We start from the raw sequence: 20,408 nt of genomic DNA, 5'->3' as shown, positions 1-20,408 counted from the left end.
ACACCTAGACTCACCTCTCGTGCCCGACTCCCCCGCGCTCGAGATCCGTGGTCTCGTCAAGCGTTACGGCGGCCGAGCGGTCGTCGACGGGCTGGACCTGGTCGCCCACCCCGGTCAGGTGACCGCCGTGCTCGGCCCGAACGGCGCCGGCAAGACGACCACGATCGAGTGCTGCGAAGGGCTGCGCCAGGCCGACGAGGGCTCCGTGCGCGTCCTGGGCCGCGACCCGCTGACCGACGCCGCCGAGCTGCGGCCGCGCGTCGGGGTGATGCTGCAGGACGGCGGCCTGCCCACCGGCATCCGCGCGCAGGACATGCTCGCGCACGTCGCGCGGATGTACGCCGACCCGCGCGACCTCGGCGAGCTGACCGAACGCCTCGGGCTCGGCTCGTTCGGCCGGACGACCGTGCGGCGACTGTCCGGTGGCCAGCGGCAGCGGCTCGCGCTCGCCGCGGCGATCGTCGGGCGCCCCGAGCTCGTGTTCCTCGACGAGCCGAGCGCGGGCATGGACCCGCAGTCGCGGCACGCCGTGTGGGACCTCGTGCGCGAGCTGCGCGACGAGGGCGTCGCGGTGGTCCTGACCACGCACCTCATGGACGAGGCGGAGGACCTGGCCGACCACGTCGCGGTCATCGACCAGGGCCGCGTCATCGCGCACGGGTCCGTGCGCGACCTCGTCTCGGACGGCGACGACCACACGCTGCGGCTCGACGCCTCCCCCGGCCTCGACCTGGGCGCGGCGCTCGGCCCGGACCTGGTCGTCACCGAGCCGTCGCCCGGCTCGTACGTCGTCGTGGGAGCGGTCGGCCCGACGACCGTCGCGGCCCTGGCCTCGTGGCTCGCCGAGCGCGACGTGCTCGCGACCCGGCTGACCGTGGGTCGCCGCACCCTCGAGGACGTCTTCCTCGACCTGACGGGACGGCAGCTGCGATGACGACGACCCCCCACGCGGGCGCCGCCCCGTCCTGGCGCCGCGTCCTGGCGCAGACCGACTTCGAGGCGCGGGCGATCCTGCGCAACGGCGAGCAGCTCCTGGTCACGATCATCGTCCCGGTGCTGGTCCTGATCGGTCTCACGCAGGTCGACGTGCTCGACATCGACACCGACGGCATGAGCGCGATCGACTTCTTCACGCCCGGCGTTCTCGCGCTGGCCGTGATGACCTCGTCGTTCACGTCCCAGGCCATCGCGTCCGCGTTCGACCGTCGCAACGGCGTCCTGCGCCTGCTGTCCACGACCCCGCTGGGCCGCGGCGGGCTGCTCGTGGGGAAGATCGCCGGCGTCCTCGTCGTCGGGACCGTGCAGGTGCTCGTCATCGGGCTCACGGCCGTGCTGCTCGGGTGGCGGCCCGACGCGGTCGGCGTGCTCCTCGCGATCGTCGCGATGCTGCTCGGGGCGGCGGCGTTCACGTCGCTCGCGCTGCTTGTCGCCGGGACGCTGCGCGCCGAGGCCGTCCTGGCGGTCGCGAACCTCGCGCTGCTGCTGCTCGCGCTGGCGGGCGGCGTCATCGTCCCGGCCGACCGGCTGCCGGGACCGCTCGAGCACCTCGCGCTCCTGCTGCCGTCCGGCGCCCTCGGCGAGGCGATGCGCCAGGCGCTCCAGCACGGCACGCTGCCCGCGTGGTCCGTCGTCGTGCTCGTCGGCTGGACCGCGGCGCTCGGGTGGGGAGCAGCACGCCTGTTCCGCTGGCACTGACGCGCGGCGTGTGACGAGCCTCGCTGGCGGCGGTCCCCGCGACGTGCCCGGCGCGGCCCGAGCCGACCGTAGGCTGGACGCGTGAGCCTGAGCCCTGCGTCCGACCTCCTCGACCGGCTGCGTCCGCGCCTCGGCTGGCCTGTCGTGGTGGCCAACACGATCGCCCAGATCGGCATCATCGTCACCGGCGGCGCCGTCCGCCTGACGGGCTCCGGCCTCGGCTGCTCGACGTGGCCCGAGTGCGAGCCGGGCAGCTTCACGCCGCAGTTCCACCGCGCGATGTCGATCAACCCCCTGATCGAGTTCGGCAACCGCACCCTGACGGGCGTCCTGCTGGTGATCGCGGTCCTCGTGGCCCTGCTCGTCGCCACCGACCGCAGCCGGCCCCGCTCCTACCGCTGGCTCGCGGCCACCCCGCTGCTGGGGGTCCTGGCGCAGGCCGTCATCGGCGGGATCACCGTGCTCTTCCACCTCAACCCGGCGATCGTCGCGACCCACCTGCTCATCTCGATGACCCTCGTCGCGCTGTCGACCTGGCTGATGTTCCGGTTCCGCGAGGGGGACGCGCCGTCGACGTCGCTCGTGGACCCGACGACGCGGACGCTGGTCCGGGTCCTCGTGGTGCTGACCGCCGTCGTGCTCACGCTCGGCGTGGTGGTCACCGGCGCGGGACCCCACTCGGGCGACGAGAACGTCGGCTACCGGTTCGCCGTCGACCCCTGGGTCATGGCCAAGGTGCACGCGGCGTCGGTGTGGGCCTTCCTCGTGGTGCTCGCGGTGGTCGTGGTCCGGCTGCGCCGGGCCGGCGCGAGCGGGCGGCTGTGGACCTCGGCCCTCCTGCTGGTCGTCGTGACGCTCGCGCAGGGAGCCGTCGGGTACGTGCAGCTCTACACGGGGCTGCCGATCTGGCTCGTCAACCTCCACATGCTCGGCGCCGCGCTGCTCACCGCGGGCGTCTCGTCGTTCGTCTTCGCGACGCGCACCCGGGGCCCGGTCGCCGCGCAGGGCCTGCCCGCCGCCCGGGCCGTCGAGAGCGTCTGAGGCTCCTCGATCGCGTCCGTCCCGGTTTGTGCGTGACCGTGTCGGAGGTCACATCTAGTCTCACGACATGACCTCCACCACCGGCACACCGGCCGCCTCCGCTGCTGTCTCCGCGCGAGGACTGGTCAAGCGCTACAAGGACGTCACGGCGCTCGACGGCGTCGACCTGACAGTCCCGACCGGGTCCGTGCTCGGACTCCTCGGCCCCAACGGGGCCGGCAAGACCACCATCGTCCGCATCCTGACCACCCTGCTCCGGCCCGACGAGGGCAGCGCCGAGGTCGCCGGCGTGGACGTGCTCAAGCGGCCGCGCGACGTCCGCCGGCGGATCGGCCTGTCCGGGCAGTACGCCGCGGTCGACGAGTACCTCACCGGCTTCGAGAACCTCGACATGATCGGGCGGCTCTACCACCTGGGCGCCAAACGCTCCCGTGAGCGGGCGCGTGAGCTGCTCGCGTCGTTCCGGCTCGAGGACGCCGCGGACCGGCCGTCCAAGACGTACTCGGGCGGCATGCGTCGCCGGCTCGACCTGGCCGGCGCGCTGGTGGCCGACCCGCCGGTGATCTTCCTCGACGAGCCGACGACCGGCCTCGACCCGCGCGGGCGCGCGGACATGTGGGAGGTCATCCAGAACCTCGTCGCGGGCGGCACGACGCTGCTGCTCACCACGCAGTACCTCGAGGAGGCGGACCTGCTGGCCGACGAGATCGTGGTCATCGACCACGGCCGGATCATCGCGCAGGGCACGTCCGACCAGCTCAAGAGCCAGGTCGGCGGCGAGCGGCTCGAGCTGACCGTGCAGGACGCGGACCGGCTCGACGAGGCCGCCCGGCTGCTCGAGCCGCTCGGGGTCTCACCGGCCGTCCTCGACGCCTCGCGGCGTGGGCTGCTCATGCCGGTCACCGGCGGCGCGCAGGTCCTCACCGAGGCGCTGCGCCGGCTCGACGAGGTCGAGCTCAGGCTCGACGACGTGGGCCTGCGCCGCCCGACGCTCGACGACGTGTTCCTGTCCCTCACGGGCCGCCTGGCCGAGGACGAGGCCCAGGCCGAGACGACGAAGGCAGGTGCGTGATGGCCGTCCCTCACGTGATCGGCGACGCCTACGTCGTCGCCAAGCGCAACCTCATCAAGATCAAGCGCGTGCCGGACCTGCTGGTCTTCACGACGCTGTCCCCCATCATGTTCGTCCTGCTGTTCGCCTACGTCTTCGGCGGGGCGATCGACGTGCCCGGCGGCACGGACCCCAAGGCGTACCGCGAGTTCCTCATGGCGGGGATCTTCGCGCAGACCGTGATCTTCGGCGCCACGATCACGGGGGCGGGGCTCGCCGAGGACATCAAGAAGGGCATCATCGACCGGTTCCGGTCGTTGCCGATGGCGCCCTCGGCGGTGCTGACCGGCCGCACGATGTCCGACGTCGTCAACAACGTCCTGGTGCTCATCGTCATGGCGCTCACCGGGCTCCTGGTCGGCTGGGCGATCCACAGCTCGTTCGGCGAGGCGGCCGCGGGGTTCCTCCTGCTGCTGGTCTTCGCCTACGCGATCTCGTGGGTGATGGCGTGGCTCGGGATGCTCGTGCCGAGCGTCGAGGTGTTCAACAACGCGACGTTCATCGTGATCTTCCCGATCACCTTCGTGGCCAACACCTTCGTCCCGCTCGACACGCTGCCGGGCCCGCTCCAGACGTTCGCGGAGTGGAACCCCGTCTCGGCGGTCACGCAGGCGTCGCGCGAGCTGTTCGGCAACATCCCGGCCGGGGTGCCCGAGCCGACGTCGTGGCCCCTGCAGCACGCGGGCCTCTACACGCTGATCTGGTCCGTGGTCCTGGTGATCGTCTTCATCCCGCTCGCCAACGCCCAGTACCGCCGCAGCACGAGCCGATGAGCCCGGCCGCTAGGTTGGCACCCGACGCCGGCCACCGACGAGAGAGCGCGCCACGCACATGAGCAGCGACGACGACCGCACCGCCCCGATCGACCTCACCAAGTCGGACCCGGTCACGCGGCCGATCCCCGTCGTCGCCGGGCGGTCGGTCGTCCCCGCGGCCCCGCCTGCGCAGCACGGGCCGGCGGTCGAGCCGGGCTACGGGGTCGCCACGGCCCCGCCGCCCGGCGCCTGGGGTCCCCAGCCCTCCGCGACGGCGTGGGCGGGCCCGCAGGTCCAGACCGACCAGCGACCGGCGAGCGCGGCCGTGCTGATCATCGCGTGGGTCGGCGCGGCGTTCACCGTCGGGTACATGCTGCCGTGGGCGATCGCCGCGACCCGCGGCCGGTCGAACCAGGCGGCGATCGGGCTGCTGAACCTCTTCCTCGGGTGGTCGTTCATCGGCTGGGTCGCCGCGCTGGTGATGGCCTGCCAGTCGCACTCGGTGCGCGTGCTCGCGCCGGTGAACGTCATGGTGGCGACGCAGTACGTGCCGCCGGGGTACCCGACCGGCCAGCAGCCTGCTCCCGCACCGGCCGGGTGGTACGCCTCACCGGCGGGCTACGGCCAGGAGTACTGGGACGGCCGCGCCTGGACGGGGCACCGGGCGCCCTGACGTGACGGCGACGGCCCGGGAGCGTGGTGCTCCCGGGCCGTCGGTGTCCTCTCGACGCGCGACTCGCGTCGTCAGAGCTGGACCGGCTCCAGCGAGGTCCAGCCGCGCGCCCGCGCAGCCGCCGCAGCCAGGACGCCGGTGACGGCCGTCGGGCTGTGCAGCCGACCGGCCAGAGCGGCGTCCACCGCGTCGTCCAACGGCACCCACACAGGCACCATCGTCGCCTCCTCGTCGGTCCGCACGAAGCGCTCGTCGTCCGGCACAGGGCTGAGCCCGCGCGCGAGGAACACGACGATCCGCTCGGACGAGCCGCCGGGGGTCGTGTAGAAGTCGACGAGACGCCACCAGGACGCCGCCACCAGATCGGCCTCCTCGGCCAGCTCGCGCGCGGCCGCTGCGACGTGCGGCTCGCCCTCGACGTCGAGCAGGCCAGCGGGCGGCTCCCAGAGCTCGCTGCGCACCGGGTGCCGGTACTGCGAGAGCAGCAGCACCCGGTCCTCGTCGTCGAGGGCGACGACCGCGACGGCGCCCGGGTGGTCGACCCACTCGCGGACGACCGTCGTGTCCCCGAGGTCCACCTCGTCCGAGACGAGGTCCCAGACCCGGCCCTCGTGGATGAGGGTGTGCGTGAGCACGGGACGCGGTGCGGGCACGTCGGCCGGGCTGGCGCCGCCTCGACCGGTCGCAGGCGAGGCGGCGCCGTCCGGCGTGGACGTCATCAGGCGTCGTCACCCCGCTGCGCGAGCGCCGCGCCGATGAGGCCGGAGAACAGCGGGTGCGCCTTGGTCGGGCGCGACTTGAACTCCGGGTGCGCCTGCGTCGCCACGTAGTACGGGTGCACGTCGCGCGGCAGCTCGACGAACTCGACCAGCGACGTGTCGGGCGAGACCCCCGAGATCACCAGGCCGGCCTCCTCGAGCTGGCCGCGGTACGAGTTGTTCACCTCGTACCGGTGGCGGTGCCGCTCGGTGACGTGCTCGGAGCCGTAGGCCTCGGCCACCACGGACCCGGGGGTCAGCTTCGCCTCGTACGAGCCCAGGCGCATCGTGCCGCCCAGGTCGCCCTCGCCGCCGACGATCGTCAGCTGCTCGGCCATCGTCGCGATGACGGGGTGCGCGGGGTCGGTGTCGAACTCCGACGACGAGGCACCCTCGAGACCGAGCTCGGTCCGCGCGTACTCGATGACCATGCACTGCAGCCCGAGGCAGATGCCGAGCGTCGGCACGCGGTTCTCCCGTGCCCAGCGCAGCGCGCCGAGCTTGCCCTCGATGCCGCGCACGCCGAAGCCACCCGGGACGAGCACGGCGTCGACGCCCTCGAGCGCGCTCCGGGCCCCCTCGGGGGTCTGGCAGTCGTCGGACGTGACCCAGCGGATGACGACCTTGGTGTCGTGGTGGAAGCCACCGGCGCGCAGCGCCTCGGTGACCGAGAGGTAGGCGTCGGGCAGGTCGATGTACTTCCCGACGAGCGCGACCTCGACCTGGTGCGCCGGCTGGTGCACGCGGTGCAGCAGGTCGTCCCAGCCCGACCACTCGACGTCACGGAACGGCAGGCCGAGGCGCTGCACGACGTAGGCGTCCAGGCCCTCGGAGTGCAGCACGCGCGGGATGTCGTAGATGCTCGGCGCGTCCTTCGCGACGACGACGCCCTCGACGTCGACGTCGCAGAACAGGGCGATCTTGCGCTTGATGCTCTCGGGCACGTCGCGGTCCGCACGCAGCACGATCGCGTCGGGCTGGATGCCGATGCTGCGCAGCGCGGCCACGGAGTGCTGCGTCGGCTTCGTCTTGAGCTCGCCCGACGGGCCGATGTACGGCAGCAGGGAGATGTGCAGGAAGAAGCAGTTGTCGCGCCCCAGGTCGTGGCGGACCTGGCGGGCCGCCTCGAGGAACGGCTGCGACTCGATGTCGCCGACCGTGCCGCCGATCTCCGTGATGATCACGTCGACGTCGTCGTCCGCCTGCGACCGCATCCGCGACTTGATCTCGTCGGTGATGTGCGGGATGACCTGGACCGTGTCGCCGAGGTACTCGCCGCGCCGCTCCTTGGCGATGACCTGCGAGTACACCTGCCCGGTGGTCACGTTGGCCGAGCCGACGAGGTTGACGTCGAGGAACCGCTCGTAGTGGCCGACATCGAGGTCGGTCTCCGCGCCGTCCTCGGTGACGAAGACCTCACCGTGCTGGAACGGGTTCATGGTGCCCGGGTCCACGTTGAGGTACGGGTCGAGCTTCTGCATCGTGACGCGGAGGCCACGGGAGCGAAGGAGTCGGCCGAGGCTGCTCGCCGTCAGGCCCTTGCCGAGGGAAGATGCGACACCCCCGGTGACGAAGATGTGCCGGGTCGTGGAATCCGACCGCCCGGAGAGTCGATGCGCGCGCTCTGTCACGGGATTCCAGCCTACCCACAGTTCGCCCGATCCCGAAGCGTTCGGCGACGTGAGTCGGGTCACCGGAGCCGGTCAACGCGCCTGGTCGGCCTGCAGCACACCGGTGATGGTGGACCGGTCGGCGGCCACGAGCATCGCGCCGGCGATCACGGCAGCGAGGACCGCCGCCCCCGCCGCCGCCCCGACCGCGGTCAGGGTGCCGGTCCCGCCCACGTCCTGGACGGTGTCGGCCAACCAGCGCCCGGCCACCGCGCCGACGGTGGCGCCGACCACGAGCACGACGACGGTGCGGACCAGCCCGTGCAGCGCGTCGCGGCCCGCCGCACGGCCCAGCGCGACCAGCGCGACGACGCCGCCTGCCGTCATCCCGAGGGTGCTGGCCGCCGCGATCCCGACCAGCGCGCGGCTGTCCGGAGCGCCCGCGACCACCATCACGACGATGGCGACGATCATCGTGCCCCAGCCGACGACGTTCGCCAGGACCGCGGCCCGCCCGCGCTCCAGCGCGTACAGGGACCGCGACGCGTGGAACATCACGCCGAAGCCGACGAGGCCGGGCACCATCGCGGTCAGCGCGGCACCCATCTGCGGGCCGACGTCGGGGTTCCCGGTGAGGTTGGCGAAGATCGTCCCCACCGCGTACCCGCCGGCGACCACGGCGCCCGCCCCGACGGCCGCGGCCGCGACCACGCCGCGCGTGACGGCGCTCGAGGTCCGGGCGAACCCGTCCCGGTCCCCCGCCGCGGCGCGCGCGGCCAGGCGCGGGAAGGTGGAGGTCGCGAGCGGCACCACCAGCACCGCGTAGGGCAGCAGGTACACCTGCAGCGCGTACTGGTAGATCGTCAGCGTCCCGGGCTGCCCCCAGAACTTCGCCGTCACGATGATGATCGTCAGGGTCGCGAGCTGCTGCGCCGCGACCGAGCCCACGCCCGCCAGGGCGAGCGAGCGCAGCCGCACCCCGACGCCCGGCGGGAAGTGCAGGGTCGGGCGGATCCGGACGCCGAGTCGGTGCACCGGGACCAGCATCGGCAGGCACATCGCGGCCACCCCGAGCGTCGTCCCCCACGCCAGGACCTCGAGCGCGCCGTCGTCGAGCCCGGCGGGGTCCGAGACCTCGCCGTTCGAGAGCGCGGCGTACCCGACGTAGCACGCGATGGTCACGAGCGAGGCGAGCACCGGTGCGAATGCAGGCCAGAAGAACCGCTTGTGCGCCTGCAGGACCGCGTACAGCAGCACCGCGAGGCCGTACATCGGCACCTGGATCGCGAACACGAGCACGAAGTACCGGACGATCGACTGCTTCGCGGGGTCGTCGTCGACCAGCACGGCCGCCAGGGGGCCCGAGAGGGCGGCCAGGAGCCCCGCGAGCGGCACGAGGATGAGCAGGGTCCACCCGACGGCTCCGGAGACCGTGGCGTCGATCTCGCGGCGGTCGGCCCGGGCGATCGGGGCGGCGAGCAGCGGGATGAGCGCACCGGCGAGCGCTCCGCCGGCGGCCACCTCGAACAGCACGTTGGGAAGCAGGTTCGCGGCGTTGTAGGCGTCGCTGATCGTGCCGGCGCTCAGCGCCCAGGACTGGGTCAGCCAGCGACCGAAGCCGAGCAGGCGGCTGAGCACCGTGACGGCCGCGATCATCGCGGCTGCGCCGGCCAGCCCGGTCAGCGCGCGGCGCGCGGCGGGGCTCACCTCGCGGCGGGCGTGTGGACGGGTCGTCGGCCCCAGGCGTCGACCTCCCGCAGCACGGGCGTCGACTCGATGACCTTCGTGAAGCTGACCTTCTCGCTCGCGACCGTCAGGGCCGCCGTCACCGCGAGGGCAGCGAGTCGCACGGGCCGCGGTGCGCTGAGCACGAGCGCGGTGCCCAGCGCCGCACCCAGCGCGTTGGCTCCGCCGTCGCCGAGCATGTCGGTCTCGGCCAGGTCCTCGTCGAGCGCGGCGTACGCGGCCCCGCCGATCGCCGCGGCCGCGCCGCCGCCGGCGCCCGGTGCGAGCGTGAGGGGTCCGGCGACGAGCGTGGCGGCCTTGAGCGCCCGACCCGGGCGCAGGTCGAGCAGGTTCACCAGGTTCGCGCTGAGCGCGATGAGCGCGCCCGACGTGCCGATGTCGACGAGCCGGCCCACGGTCCCGACGCCCTCGCGCCGCGGCGTCGCCAGCGTCGCCGCGGCGAGTGCTCCGACGCCGATGCCGAGCACCTTGAGTCCGCCCGTGGTGAGCTCACCGTGGGCGAGCGCCCCGAGGTGGCCCTTGAGGCCCTTGCGCTTCGCGGAGGCGTCCTCGGCGAGGTCGTCGACGATCCCGAACGCGGCGGCCGCGCCGGTCGCCACGGTGAGCGCCGCCGCGCCCCGGGCGTTCGGCGCCCCGACGGCCAGCCCCGCGAGCAGACCTGCGGCCACCGCCGGACCCTCGAGCATGCTGACGGGCTCGCCGCGGTGGTTGGTGCGCGTCCAGCGCGCCTGTCCCCCGGGCGCCTGCTGGTCGAGCGCGCCGCGCACGACCGACGTCGTGACGGCGCCGACGACCCCCGCGAGCACCCGACGCACGACGGGCACGGTCAGCCGTCCGACTTGGAGTCGTCGGAGCTCGGCGCCACGGGCGTCCGGTCCACGGGCGGCAGCGTCACGGCGTCCGGCACCACGGTCTCGTCGCTGCCGAAGCCGTAGTGCCCGTTGGTCCCCGCGATCCGGCCGGCGAGCGCGAGCGGGACGTTCACCTGCGCGGTGACGACGGCCGTGTCCGAGACGGTGGTCAGCGTGCCCGCCAGCGCGTCGTCGCCGAGGATCGTGTCGGTCAGCGCCCCCGCGCCGCGCGGGCCGTCGGCGAGGACGGCGCCCTCGGAGTACTTCTGCGCGGCGCTGAGCACGGCCAGCTGCGGCTCGAGGTCGTCCTCGGTCGGTGCTGCCGTCGGTGAGGCGTCGGACGTCTCCTTCGCCGGGGTCGGTGCGACCACGACGACGGCGTCGGCACCGGTCGTGATGGGGTCCGCGAACGTGACGAGCGGGTTGTCGCCCGTCGAGAGGATCTCGAGCAGGTAGGACGCGTCCTGCGTGAGCTTGTCCGGCGCCGCCGGGTCGGTGCCCACGAGCCCTTGCACGAGGGCCGTCGCGAGCTGCGTCTCGAGGTCGGCGCCCTGGTCGGGGGCGGGCGACAGGAACTGCAGGAGGTTCCCCACCAGGGCCTGCCGGAAGCTGCGCTGGTCGGGGTCGGCCCAGGCGTCGGTCAGCGTCGCGTGACCCGTGATCGTCGCGCCGGCCTGCGTCAGGCGGTCGTCGATCGCGGTGCTCTCGGCGTCGGCGACCGTGCCGAGCTGGACGACGACGACGCGACGGTCGGTGAGCGCCCCGGCCAGGAGCTGCGGGCCGGCGGCGTCGACGTAGCTGCGCGTGTCGGCGAGGTCCGAGCTGGTCGCGTCCAGGTCCGAGCGCAGCGCGTCCTTCTCGTTGCGCAGCTGCTCGACCTGGCCGGTGAGCGTGTTGCCGATCGTCTCCTTGAGCGGTCCGGCACCCAGCGCGATGCCGACGGCGAGCGCCAGGAACACCGAGATGAGCGAGACGACGTGGTAGCGGAAGTCGATCACGGGGCGTTCTCTCCGTCGGAAGTGAGGTGGTGTCGGCGGTGCGGCGCGGTCACGCGCTGCCCCCGAACAGGGAGCCGACCCAGGAGGTGAAGTCGTCGAAGCGGGCTCCGGTCAGGCCGAACAGCGTCTGCCCGGCGGACGTCGCCGCGAGGGCGACCCCGAGGGCGAGCAGGCCGGCGAGGACCAGGAGCGTGAGCTGGAGGTTGGAGATCCGGTGCCGGTAGAGGCGCGAGACGCCCTTGGCGTCGACGAGCTTGCTGCCGACGCGCAGTCGCGTCAGGAACGTGCTGGCCATGCCGGAGCGGCCCTTGTCGAGGAACTCGACGAGCGTGGCGTGCGTGCCGACGGCGACGATGAGCTCGGCGCCCTTGTCGTCGGCCAGCAGCATCGCGACGTCCTCGCTGGTGCCGGTCGCAGGGAAGACGACGTGCGGGACGCCGAGCGCGGCGACGCGCTCCAGGCCCGGCGCGCGCCCGTCGCGGTACGCGTGCACGACGACCTCCGCGCCGCAGCCCAGGGCACGGTCGGACACCGAGTCCATGTCACCGACGATCAGGTCGGGCTTCCAGCCGGCGTCGAGGATCGCGTCGGCGCCGCCGTCGACGCCGATCAGGACGGGGCGGTACTCCCGGATGTACGGGCGGAGGGTGACCAGGTCCTCCTTGTAGTGGTACCCGCGCACGACGATGAGGACCTGGCGGCCGTCGATCTCGGTCGCGATGTCCGGGACGCCGACGCCGTCGAGGAGCAGGTCCCGCTCGCGGCGCAGGTAGTCCATCGTGTTCGCGGCGAACGACTCGAGCTGGACGGACAGCCCCGCACGGGCCTCCTCCATCGCGAGCGCGACGGTCGCGGCGGTCTGCTCGACCCCCTCGGCGACGAGCTCGTCACCGTCGTAGACGCTGCCGTCCACGATGCGCAGGCGGTGGCCCTCGGCGATCGCCATGACGTCGGCACCGAGGTCGTCGATGAGCGGGATGCCCGCGCCGACGAGGATCTCCGGACCGAGGTTCGGGTAGCGGCCGGACGTCGACCGAGCGGCGTTGAGCACCGCGACCGGCTGGCACGCGACGAGTGCCTCGGCAGACACGCGGTCCAGGTCCTCGTGGTCGATGACGGCGATGTCACCGGGCTTGAGACGCTTGGTCAGCGCCTTGGTCCGAGGGTCGACGCGGGCCGAACCGGCGACGACGCCGGGTTCGGGCAGGGCGGAGCGCTTGCGCAGGCTTGATCTCATCGCCTGTCATCGTCCCACGGCGGACTGCGCGAGCAGCTCTGCGGCATGCGTCCGCGCGGCGTCGGAGTCGTCCTGACCCGAGAGCATGCGGGCGAGCTCGCGGACGCGGTCCTCGTCAGTGACCGACCTCACGTCCGACTCGGTGACGACGTCGACCCCTCCGGCGCTCGACTTGGTCACCACCAGGTGGTGGTCGGCGAACGCCGCGACCTGCGCGAGGTGGGTCACGACGAGCACCTGCGAGTCCTTGGCGAGGGCCGCGAGCCGCCGCCCGACCTCGACCGCCGCGCGGCCGCCGACGCCGGCGTCGACCTCGTCGAACACGAACGTGCCGGGCCTCGACGCGCCGCTGTCCGGGGCGGTCGCGAGCGCGACCTCGAGCGCGAGCATGACGCGCGAGAGCTCACCGCCCGAGGCTCCCTTGCCGAGCGGCCGCGGCGGCGCACCGGCGTGCGGGACCAGCAGCATCTCGACGCGGTCGGCGCCGTGCGGCCCCGGCTCGTCGGCGGGCTCGACGGCGACGCGCAGCTCGGCCCCGCCCATCGCGAGGCCGGCGAGCTCTCCCGTCACCGCCTTCGCGAGCCGCTGCGCGCCGTCGGCGCGTGCGGCGGTCAGGCGCGACGCGTCCGCGGTCAACGCGTCGTCGAGCTCGGCGCGGCGCGCGCGCAGCTCCTCGATCCGCTCGTCGCCCCCGTCGAGGTCGAGCAGCCGCCGGCCCGCGGCGTCCGCCCAGGCGAGCACCTCGGCCACGTCGGCGCCGTAGCTGCGCGTCACGGTCGTGAGCTCGGCGCGCCGCTGGTGCACCGCGTCGAGCCGGCGCGGGTCCGCGGCGAGGTCCTCGATGTAGACCGAGATCTCGGTGGCGGCGTCGGCCAGCAGGAAGCCGGCCTCCGCGACCCTCGTGGCGAGCGCGGCGAGGGCGGGGTCGTGGCTGCCCGCGTGCTCGAGCGCGCGCTTGGCCTGCTCGACGAGGTCGACGGCGCTGACGAGCTCGACCGACCCGCTGTCTGCGTCGCCCACGAGCGCGGCGTGCGCGGTGGTCGCCGCCGTCCGCAGGTCCTCGGCGTGCGCGAGCCGCTCGGCCTCGGCCGCCAGCTCCACGTCCTCGCCGGGTTGCGGGTCGACGCGCTCGACCTCGGCGATCCCGAGCCGCAGCAGCTCGGCCTCGCGGGTGCGGTCCTGCGCCCGGCTGACCAGGTCGGCGAGCTCGGCGTCGACGCGCGCGCGCTCGGCCCACCCCGTGCGGTAGCTCGCGAGCGTCGCCGCGTGGTCGCTGCCGACGAAGGCGTCCAGCGCCTCACGCTGGTGCGCGGGCGAGCGCAGGCGGGCCTGGTCGGCCTGACCGTGCACCGTGACGAGGTGCTCCGCGAGCTCGCCGAGGACGCCCTGCGGCACGGAGCGTCCGCCGAGGAACGCCCGCGAACGGCCCGCTCCCCCGTCGGTCGTCGCTCCGACCGTCCGCACGAGGACGAGCGACCCGTCGTCGTCGAGCTCCGCGCCCGCCTCGGCGGCACGCTGGATCGCCGGCTGGTCGCCACCCAGCAGCACGCGACCCTCGACCGACGCCGACGCGGCGCCCGTCCGGACCGTCGCTGGGTCGGCCTTGCCGCCGAGCAGGAGGTTGAGCGCGGTGAGCACCATGGTCTTGCCGGCACCGGTCTCGCCGGTGAGGACCGTCAGCCCCGCGCCGAGCTCGACGTGCGCGCGCCCGATCACGCCGAGGTCGGCGATCCGGATCTCCTCGATCAACGGTCCGCCCTCCCCTCGGGTCCGGCGCCGCCGCGCCAGCCGGCCACGGGAAGCCCGAACTTCTGCACCAGCCGCGTGGTGAACGGCGCGGGGTTGAGCCGCGCGAGCAGCACCGGGGTCTCACCGCGCGTCACCTCGACCCGCGACCCCACCGGCACCTCGAGCTGTCGTCGGCCGTCGCAGGTCACCAGACCAGCAGCAGGCGAACGCTCGAGCACCTCGACGGCGAGCATGCTGCGCGGCCCCACGACGAGCGGGCGCGCGAACAGCGCGTGGGCAGAGAGCGGGACGAGGATCATGCCGTCCACGTCGGGCCAGACGACCGGGCCACCGGCCGAGAAGGCGTGCGCCGTCGAGCCCGTCGCGGTCGCGGCGACGATGCCGTCGCACCCGAACGAGGACAGCGGGTGGCCGTCGACCTCGACGGCGACCTCGAGGATGCGCGAGCGGTCCACCTTCTCCAGCGCGACCTCGTTGAGGGCCCAGCCGGTGCCGACGCTGCCGTCGGGGCGGATGACCCGGACGTCGAGCGTCCCGCGCTCCTCCACCGAGAAGTCACCGACCGTCAGCCGCCGCACGGACTCGCCGACGTCGTCACGCTCGCTCTCGGCGAGGAACCCGACGTGCCCGAGGTTCACGCCGAGCAGGGGGACGCCGGTGCCGCGCGTGAGCTCCGCTGCGCGCAGGATCGTGCCGTCGCCGCCGAGCACGACCGCGAGGTCGAAGGACGGCAGGTCGGTGGCGTCGGTGTCCTCCTGGGCGAGCACCAGCGTGAAGCCCGCGTCCTCGAGCCCACGGATCGCCTCCGCTGTCGCGGCGACGGCGACCTCGCGGCCGCTGTGCGTGACGACCAGCGCGCGGCGGGTCATGCGGTGCCTCCCTGCTGTGCGGGCTGCCCGGTCACGACCGCGCGGATCCCGTCCTCGTCGACCTGGCCGTCGAGCCCGTCACCCGGCGCCGTCGCCCGCAGCCACAGGAAGAACTCCACGTTCCCGCTCGGCCCCTCGAGCGGGCTGCGCACGACCGCGTGCGTCGTCAGGCCCCACCCCGCCGCGGCGCGCGCCACCTCGACCACGGCGTCCGACCGCAGCTCGGGGCTGCGCACGACTCCCCCGGACCCGAGCCGCTCCCGGCCGACCTCGAACTGCGGCTTCACCATGAGCAGCAGGTCGGCGTCGGGGGCCGCGACTGCCTGGAGCGCCGGCAGCACCATCGTCAGGGAGATGAAGGACAGGTCGGCGACGACGAGGTCCGGGGCCGGGTCGACGTCCCCGGCCCGCAGCTCGCGCACGTTGACGCCCTCCCGGACGTCGACGCGCTCGTCGTCGCGGAGCCGGTCGATGATCTGCCCGTGCCCGACGTCGACAGCCACGACCCGTCGCGCCCCGCGGCGCAGCAGGACGTCCGTGAATCCTCCGGTGCTCGCACCCGCGTCCAGGCACAGCCGACCCTCGACCCGGATCCCGGTCGCGTCCAGCGCGCCGACGAGCTTGTGAGCGCCGCGCGAGGCGTAGCCACGGTCGTCCGCGTCGCCCTCGACCTCGACCTCGTCGCCGTCCTGCACCTGCATGGAGCTGCGTCCGGCGACCTTGCCCCGAACCTGCACGCGGCCTCCCGCGATCAGCTCGGCCGCCTCTCGGCGCGACCGGGCCAGGCCACGGCGGACGAGCTCGGTGTCGAGACGCGTCGTGGTGCCGGCGGGCTCGGGCTGCGCGGCGCGCGCCGGCCCGGGGATGGCGGGGGTCGTCACGAGGGGTCAGGCCTCCGCGTCGGCCAGGCGGTCCTGCAGAGCGCCGTGCACGGCGTCGAACACGGCCACGTGGGCGCGCAGCGGCTGCTGCTCGATGCCGACCAGGGCCGTCAGGGCCTCGTCGACCGCGTCGTCACCGGTGGGGCCGGTGTGCGACGCGTCGTCGACCGGCTCGCTCGCACGCACCCGGGGACCGGGCACCACGCCTTCGCTCACTGATCCTCCTCGTCGACACGGACGGCCCCACGCTACCTGGCGAGGCCGACACAGGTCGGCCGACATCCCCAGGCTGCGACCTGCGTCAGCCCTCGGCGACCGCGAGCTCAGGAACGCTCGACGGGTCGACCTCGACGCCGGAGTCCACCGCGGCCCAGGCCGCCGCGCACGCCGCGCGGACGACATCGAGGTCGTCCGTGCTCGAGCCCCGGCCGAGCTCCAGTGCGCCGTCGACCACGCGGGCCGACGCCTCGCGGCACGTCCACCAGCCCTCGGGTCCGGCCTGCGGCTCGGGATGGGTCTCGAGGAGCGCGCGGAGGTCGGCGCCGATGTAGTGCGGGCGCTCGCCGGCCACCGCGAGCACGTCGTCGCGGGCCGAGCTCACGCCCGTCAGCACGTGCAGCCCGGCGAAGCCACCCGACCGTGCACCGGCGAGGTCGGTGTCCAGCCGGTCTCCGACCACGAGAGCCTCACGGGCACCCGCCCGCTCGACGGCCATGTGGTACATCGTCGGCGCCGGCTTGCCCGCGCTGTCCGGCACCACACCGGTCGCGGCGCGCACGGCGGCGACGAGCGACCCGTTGCCGGGCGCGATGCCGTGCGCCGTCGGGATGCTCAGGTCCAGGTTCGACGCCACGTGCCACGCACCGCGCTCGATCGCGTACGCGGCCTGCGCGAGCTGGTTCCAGCCCACCTCGGGCGCGAAGCCCTGCGCCACGGCGTCGGGCTCGTCGTCGGCCGACGAGACGACGACGTACCCGGCCTCGCGCACCGCGGTGATCAGGCCCGCGCCGCCCACGACGAGAACCTTGGAGCCCTCGGCCAGGCGCGTGCGCAGCAGCTGGGCCGCCGCCTGCGCCGCCGTCATGACCTCGGCCGGCTCCGTCGCGATGCCCAGCCCGGTCAGCTGGTCCGCCACGGAGCCCGGCTCGCGCGACGCGTTGTTCGTCACGAAGACGAGACGCATCCCTCGCGCACGCGCGGCGGTCAGGCTGTCGGACGCGTGCACGATCGGCTCGTGACCCTTGTAGGCCACGCCGTCGAGGTCGACGAGCGCCAGGTCGTAGCGGTCGACGAGGGGGGTCGTCGACCCGATCAGACCTGCGCTCACCGGTTCTCCTCGCTCTGGTCGGTCGCCTCACCTGCAGCGGCCTCGGGCTCGTCGTCCACGGACTCGGCATCGTTCGGAGCGGCATCGTCTGGAGCGGCATCGTCTGGAGCGGCATCGACCGGCCCGTCGTCGTCCGAGGTGTCGTCGTCCGACGTGTCATCGTCCGACTCCGGGCTGGCCGACTCGTCGTCGTCGCCGTCGGTCTCGTCGTCGTCCTCGTCCAGGTCGAAGACGACCACGTCGTCCTCGTCCTCCTCGACTCCGCCCGATGCCTCGGTCAGCTGAGCCGCGCTGTACGAGCTCAGCTCGGCCGCGGCCTCGTCGGCCCGGCCGGCGGCCTCCAGCGCGGTCGCGCGAGCCTGCGCGACCCGCACCGCGAGCACGCCCTTGGCGCCGCGGACGAGCGGCGAGGCCAGCGTCGCCAGGGCGGCGTCGGGCTCGCCGAGGTCGAGCCGCGCGCCGCTGACGACGATGGCGAGCTCGACCTTCCCGTCGGCCGCGAGGGTCTCCGCCTCGGGCTCCTGGGACAGCGTGATCGCCCGCTCCGGGCGGCCCAGCCCTCGCTCGCAGTCCGCCATGATCGGCAGGTGCTCGGAAGAGCCGTTGAGCCGCCGGACGGTGCGCAGCTCGCGCAGCGCCTCGGCGTAGCGGCCCGTGCGGTAGGCGGTCAGACCGGCAGCCTCCCGGACCACGTCGACACGGCCGGCGCGCTGCACGGCGGCCTGCGCGTGCTCGTAGGCCAGCTCGGGCTCGTCGTCGATCAGGCGGCCGACCATCACCAGGTGACGGCCCACGCGCTCGGCGTTGTCCTTGGTCAGCGTCCGCAGCGGCGCGCGTGCGGCCCGGTCCAGGTCGCTGAACGTGACGTCGTCCGGGATCAGCGGCGCGGGCGTCCGCTGGTCCTGCGGCGGACGGGACTGGCGGTCGTCGTCGCGGCCGGGCGCACGGCTGTCGCCGAACGATCGGTTCGACGTCGGACGGTCGCTCGAACCGCGGCCCGCGTACGAGCCCTGCGGGCGATCCGACCGGTCGCCACGACGGGCGTCGGGCCGGTCATCCCGGTCGCGCGGCGGGCGGCGGTCACCGGTCGCGGGTCGATTGCTCGTCTCGGGACGAGGGCTGTACGAGGGACGATCGCCGCGAGGCGGGCCGTCCGACGACCGAGCGGGGCGCTGGCTGCTGGCGGCCTCGCCCTCGGTGCGCGGACGGTGGCTCGACCGCTCGCCGGCGATCGGGCGCCGGTCCCCCGGGCGCGGGCGGTCGCCGTACGACGGACGGTCACCCGAGGCCGCACGGTCCGTGCGCGGACGGTCACCGGATGCGGGGCGTGACGGGCGGTCGCCGGACGACGGACGATCGCCGTATGACGGGCGATCGCCGTATGACGGGCGATCGCCGTACGACGAACGGCCACCCGATGCCGGCCGGTCGCTGCGCGGGCGGTCACCGTAGGAAGGACGATCGCCGCTCCGAGGGCGATCAGCGCTCTGCCCGTAGGCCGGACGGCCACCGCGGTCGCCGTACGAGGGGCGGTCACCACGCTCGCCCGACGCGGGGCGCGAGGGGCGGTCGCCGTAGGACGGGCGGTCGCTACGAGGGCGGTCGCTGCTCTGCCCAGAGGCCGGGCGGCCACCGCGGTCGTCGCGCGGTCGATCGCCGTAGGAAGGACGGTCACCCGTGCGAGGGCGGTCGCCGCTCTGCCCGTACGAGGGACGGCCGCCACGGTCGTCACGCGAACGGTCGCCGTAGGACGGACGATCGCCCGTGCGAGGGCGGTCGCCCGACGACGGACGATCGCCCGTGCGAGGGCGGTCGCCCGACGAGGGACGGTCGCCGTACGACGGCCGGTCGCTGCGCGGGCGGTCGCTCTGCCCGTACGAGGGACGGCCACCGCGGTCGTCGCGCGAGCGGTCGCTGCTCTGGCCATAGGCCGGACGGCCACCGCGGTCGTCACGCGGACGGTCACCGTAGGAAGGACGGTCGCCGGTCCGCGGACGGTCACCGCTCTGGCCGTAGGGCGGACGTCCGCCCGAAGCGGGACGGTCACCGGTGCGGGGACGGTCGCCGTAGCTCGGGCGATCCCCCTGCCGTGACCTGTCGCCGCTCTGCCCGTACGACGGGCGGCCACCGCGGTCATCACGCTGACGGTCGCCGTAGGAAGGACGGTCGCCCGTGCGGGGACGGTCGCTGCTCTGCCCATAGGAGGGACGGTCGCCCGAACGAGGACGGTCGCTGCTCTGCCCATAGGCGGGGCGTCCACCGGTCGCGGGACGACCCGACGATCCCGTCGATCCACGTCGGTCGTCGCGGCCGGAACCACGCACCGAGCCATATCCGCCCGACGAGCCACGGGATGAACCACCCGGGCCACCGCTGCGGCCGTCGCGTCGGCCATCGCCCGACTGCGCCGGTCCTCCGCGGCGTGCGTCGCCCGACCTGTTGTTGTCGTCGGGGGTACGCCCTGCCCGGTTGTCGCTGTTCATCTGTGTACTCTCCTCGCCGGAATCAACGTTCATCATCCCACTGCATGGCCATCTACCCGAATCGCCGCCGCCCACGCCCACCGATACCAGTGCGCCGAAGGCTCCTTCGAGCCCCCGCGCACGCGCGAAAAGTCGAATAGGACCCCGCTGAGCGTGGAAGCGCGACAGAACACCCACCGGAACGATGACCGAACTCACAGTGGACACCAAGCTCACAGCTGCAGCAACGACCGCGCGTCGCAGCACGACGCGGAGGAGAACGCCCCCGCGGGCAACGCCGCGGGCGCTGGGCCCAGAGACGGCGCGCCCCTCGCCGGCGTCGAAGACGCCGGCGTCTGCGTACTCCACGGTCCGCTGCGCGCTCGACGAGCACCGTCTGCTCGTGCACGAGCCGCGAGTGCTACTCATCGTTGTCGAGTGCGACCGTTGTTTGGGGCGCACTGGTGCGTCAAGGGCAGCACTCGGTGTGGGGAGTTGGTGCGCGGGGCGTGGTGCCCGGTGTGCCGGGCGGGCAGGAAGAGAAATGCTTGGGGAAACAGAAAGAGCCACCCCCGAAGGGGTGGCTCTTTGCTGAATGATGTCCGGCGGCGTCCTACTCTCCCACACCCTGGCGAGTGCAGTACC

At 73.9% G+C, this 20,408-nt stretch carries 18 protein-coding genes; 6 read left to right on the top strand and 12 right to left on the bottom strand.

What is annotated here, in order from left to right; all coding sequences use genetic code 11:
* Positions 1-19 precede the first annotated feature (19 nt).
* The 6 genes from EDF34_RS00090 (at position 20) to EDF34_RS00065 (ending at position 5,275) form a co-directional block, all read left to right on the top strand.
* The gene (locus EDF34_RS00090) at positions 20-934 is read left to right on the top strand and encodes an ABC transporter ATP-binding protein (RefSeq protein ID WP_123369371.1); all 915 of its coding nucleotides are present in this window, start codon (positions 20-22) and stop codon (positions 932-934) included.
* The gene (locus tag EDF34_RS00085) at positions 931-1,695 is read left to right on the top strand and encodes an ABC transporter permease (protein ID WP_123369370.1); all 765 of its coding nucleotides are present in this window, start codon (positions 931-933) and stop codon (positions 1,693-1,695) included. The genes EDF34_RS00090 and EDF34_RS00085 overlap by 4 nt, the downstream gene beginning before the upstream one ends.
* 81 nt (positions 1,696-1,776) lie before the next feature.
* Complete coding sequence (locus EDF34_RS00080) at positions 1,777-2,736, top strand: heme A synthase (RefSeq protein WP_123369369.1); 960 nt, start codon at positions 1,777-1,779, stop codon at positions 2,734-2,736.
* 67 nt (positions 2,737-2,803) lie between these two features.
* Entirely contained in the window at positions 2,804-3,808 is a 1,005-nt protein-coding gene (locus EDF34_RS00075) for an ATP-binding cassette domain-containing protein (protein ID WP_123369368.1), read from the top strand.
* A complete protein-coding gene (locus EDF34_RS00070) occupies positions 3,808-4,620 on the top strand; it encodes an ABC transporter permease (RefSeq protein ID WP_123369367.1) in 813 nt (270 codons plus the stop codon). Before EDF34_RS00075 ends, EDF34_RS00070 begins: the two co-directional genes overlap by 1 nt.
* Before the next feature lie 58 nt (positions 4,621-4,678).
* The gene (locus EDF34_RS00065; RefSeq protein WP_123370575.1) at positions 4,679-5,275 is read left to right on the top strand and encodes a superinfection immunity protein; all 597 of its coding nucleotides are present in this window, start codon (positions 4,679-4,681) and stop codon (positions 5,273-5,275) included.
* 71 nt (positions 5,276-5,346) lie between these two features.
* Here the strand turns inward: EDF34_RS00065 and EDF34_RS00060 are convergent, their stop codons facing one another.
* The 12 genes from EDF34_RS00060 to EDF34_RS00005 all read right to left on the bottom strand — a co-directional run bounded on the left by EDF34_RS00060 (position 5,347) and on the right by EDF34_RS00005 (position 18,095).
* Complete coding sequence (locus EDF34_RS00060) at positions 5,347-5,994, bottom strand: NUDIX hydrolase (RefSeq protein ID WP_123369366.1); 648 nt, start codon at positions 5,992-5,994, stop codon at positions 5,347-5,349.
* A complete protein-coding gene (locus EDF34_RS00055) occupies positions 5,994-7,664 on the bottom strand; it encodes a CTP synthase (RefSeq protein WP_123369365.1) in 1,671 nt (556 codons plus the stop codon). Before EDF34_RS00055 ends, EDF34_RS00060 begins: the two co-directional genes overlap by 1 nt.
* 72 nt (positions 7,665-7,736) lie before the next feature.
* Positions 7,737-9,350, bottom strand: coding sequence for a murein biosynthesis integral membrane protein MurJ (murJ, locus tag EDF34_RS00050; protein WP_123369364.1), 1,614 nt, complete (start codon positions 9,348-9,350; stop codon positions 7,737-7,739).
* Positions 9,347-10,213: a hypothetical protein gene (locus EDF34_RS00045; protein ID WP_123369363.1), complete on the bottom strand. Its 867-nt coding sequence runs from the start codon at positions 10,211-10,213 to the stop codon at positions 9,347-9,349. Before EDF34_RS00045 ends, murJ begins: the two co-directional genes overlap by 4 nt.
* A gap of 2 nt (positions 10,214-10,215) precedes the next feature.
* Positions 10,216-11,238 carry a copper transporter gene (locus tag EDF34_RS00040; RefSeq protein ID WP_123369362.1) on the bottom strand — a complete coding sequence of 341 codons (1,023 nt, stop codon included), beginning with the start codon at positions 11,236-11,238 and terminating at the stop codon, positions 10,216-10,218.
* Positions 11,239-11,287: 49 nt separating this feature from the next.
* Complete coding sequence (gene steA / locus EDF34_RS00035; protein ID WP_123369361.1) at positions 11,288-12,475, bottom strand: putative cytokinetic ring protein SteA; 1,188 nt, start codon at positions 12,473-12,475, stop codon at positions 11,288-11,290.
* 6 nt (positions 12,476-12,481) lie between these two features.
* Entirely contained in the window at positions 12,482-14,224 is a 1,743-nt protein-coding gene (recN, locus tag EDF34_RS00030) for a DNA repair protein RecN (protein WP_123369360.1), read from the bottom strand.
* Positions 14,221-15,093, bottom strand: coding sequence for an NAD kinase (locus tag EDF34_RS00025; protein ID WP_123369359.1), 873 nt, complete (start codon positions 15,091-15,093; stop codon positions 14,221-14,223). Before EDF34_RS00025 ends, recN begins: the two co-directional genes overlap by 4 nt.
* Positions 15,090-15,959: a TlyA family RNA methyltransferase gene (locus EDF34_RS00020; protein ID WP_123370574.1), complete on the bottom strand. Its 870-nt coding sequence runs from the start codon at positions 15,957-15,959 to the stop codon at positions 15,090-15,092. Before EDF34_RS00020 ends, EDF34_RS00025 begins: the two co-directional genes overlap by 4 nt.
* 21 nt (positions 15,960-15,980) lie before the next feature.
* Positions 15,981-16,190 (bottom strand): hypothetical protein, encoded by a 210-nt coding sequence (locus EDF34_RS00015; protein ID WP_233575106.1) that lies wholly within the window; start codon positions 16,188-16,190, stop codon positions 15,981-15,983.
* Between the two features lie 85 nt (positions 16,191-16,275).
* Positions 16,276-17,301, bottom strand: a complete 1,026-nt coding sequence (locus EDF34_RS00010) for an HAD-IIA family hydrolase (protein WP_123369357.1) — start codon at positions 17,299-17,301, stop codon at positions 16,276-16,278.
* Positions 17,298-18,095, bottom strand: a complete 798-nt coding sequence (locus EDF34_RS00005) for a hypothetical protein (RefSeq protein WP_233575105.1) — start codon at positions 18,093-18,095, stop codon at positions 17,298-17,300. The genes EDF34_RS00010 and EDF34_RS00005 overlap by 4 nt, the downstream gene beginning before the upstream one ends.
* Between the last annotated feature and the right edge of the window lie 2,313 nt (positions 18,096-20,408).

This window comes from Cellulomonas sp. PhB150 (assembly GCF_003755175.1).
Classification (GTDB): Bacteria; Actinomycetota; Actinomycetes; order Actinomycetales; family Cellulomonadaceae; genus Cellulomonas.
The sequence above is the reverse complement of the archived record's forward strand: the minus strand, read 5'-3'. Positions and strand labels throughout refer to the sequence as shown.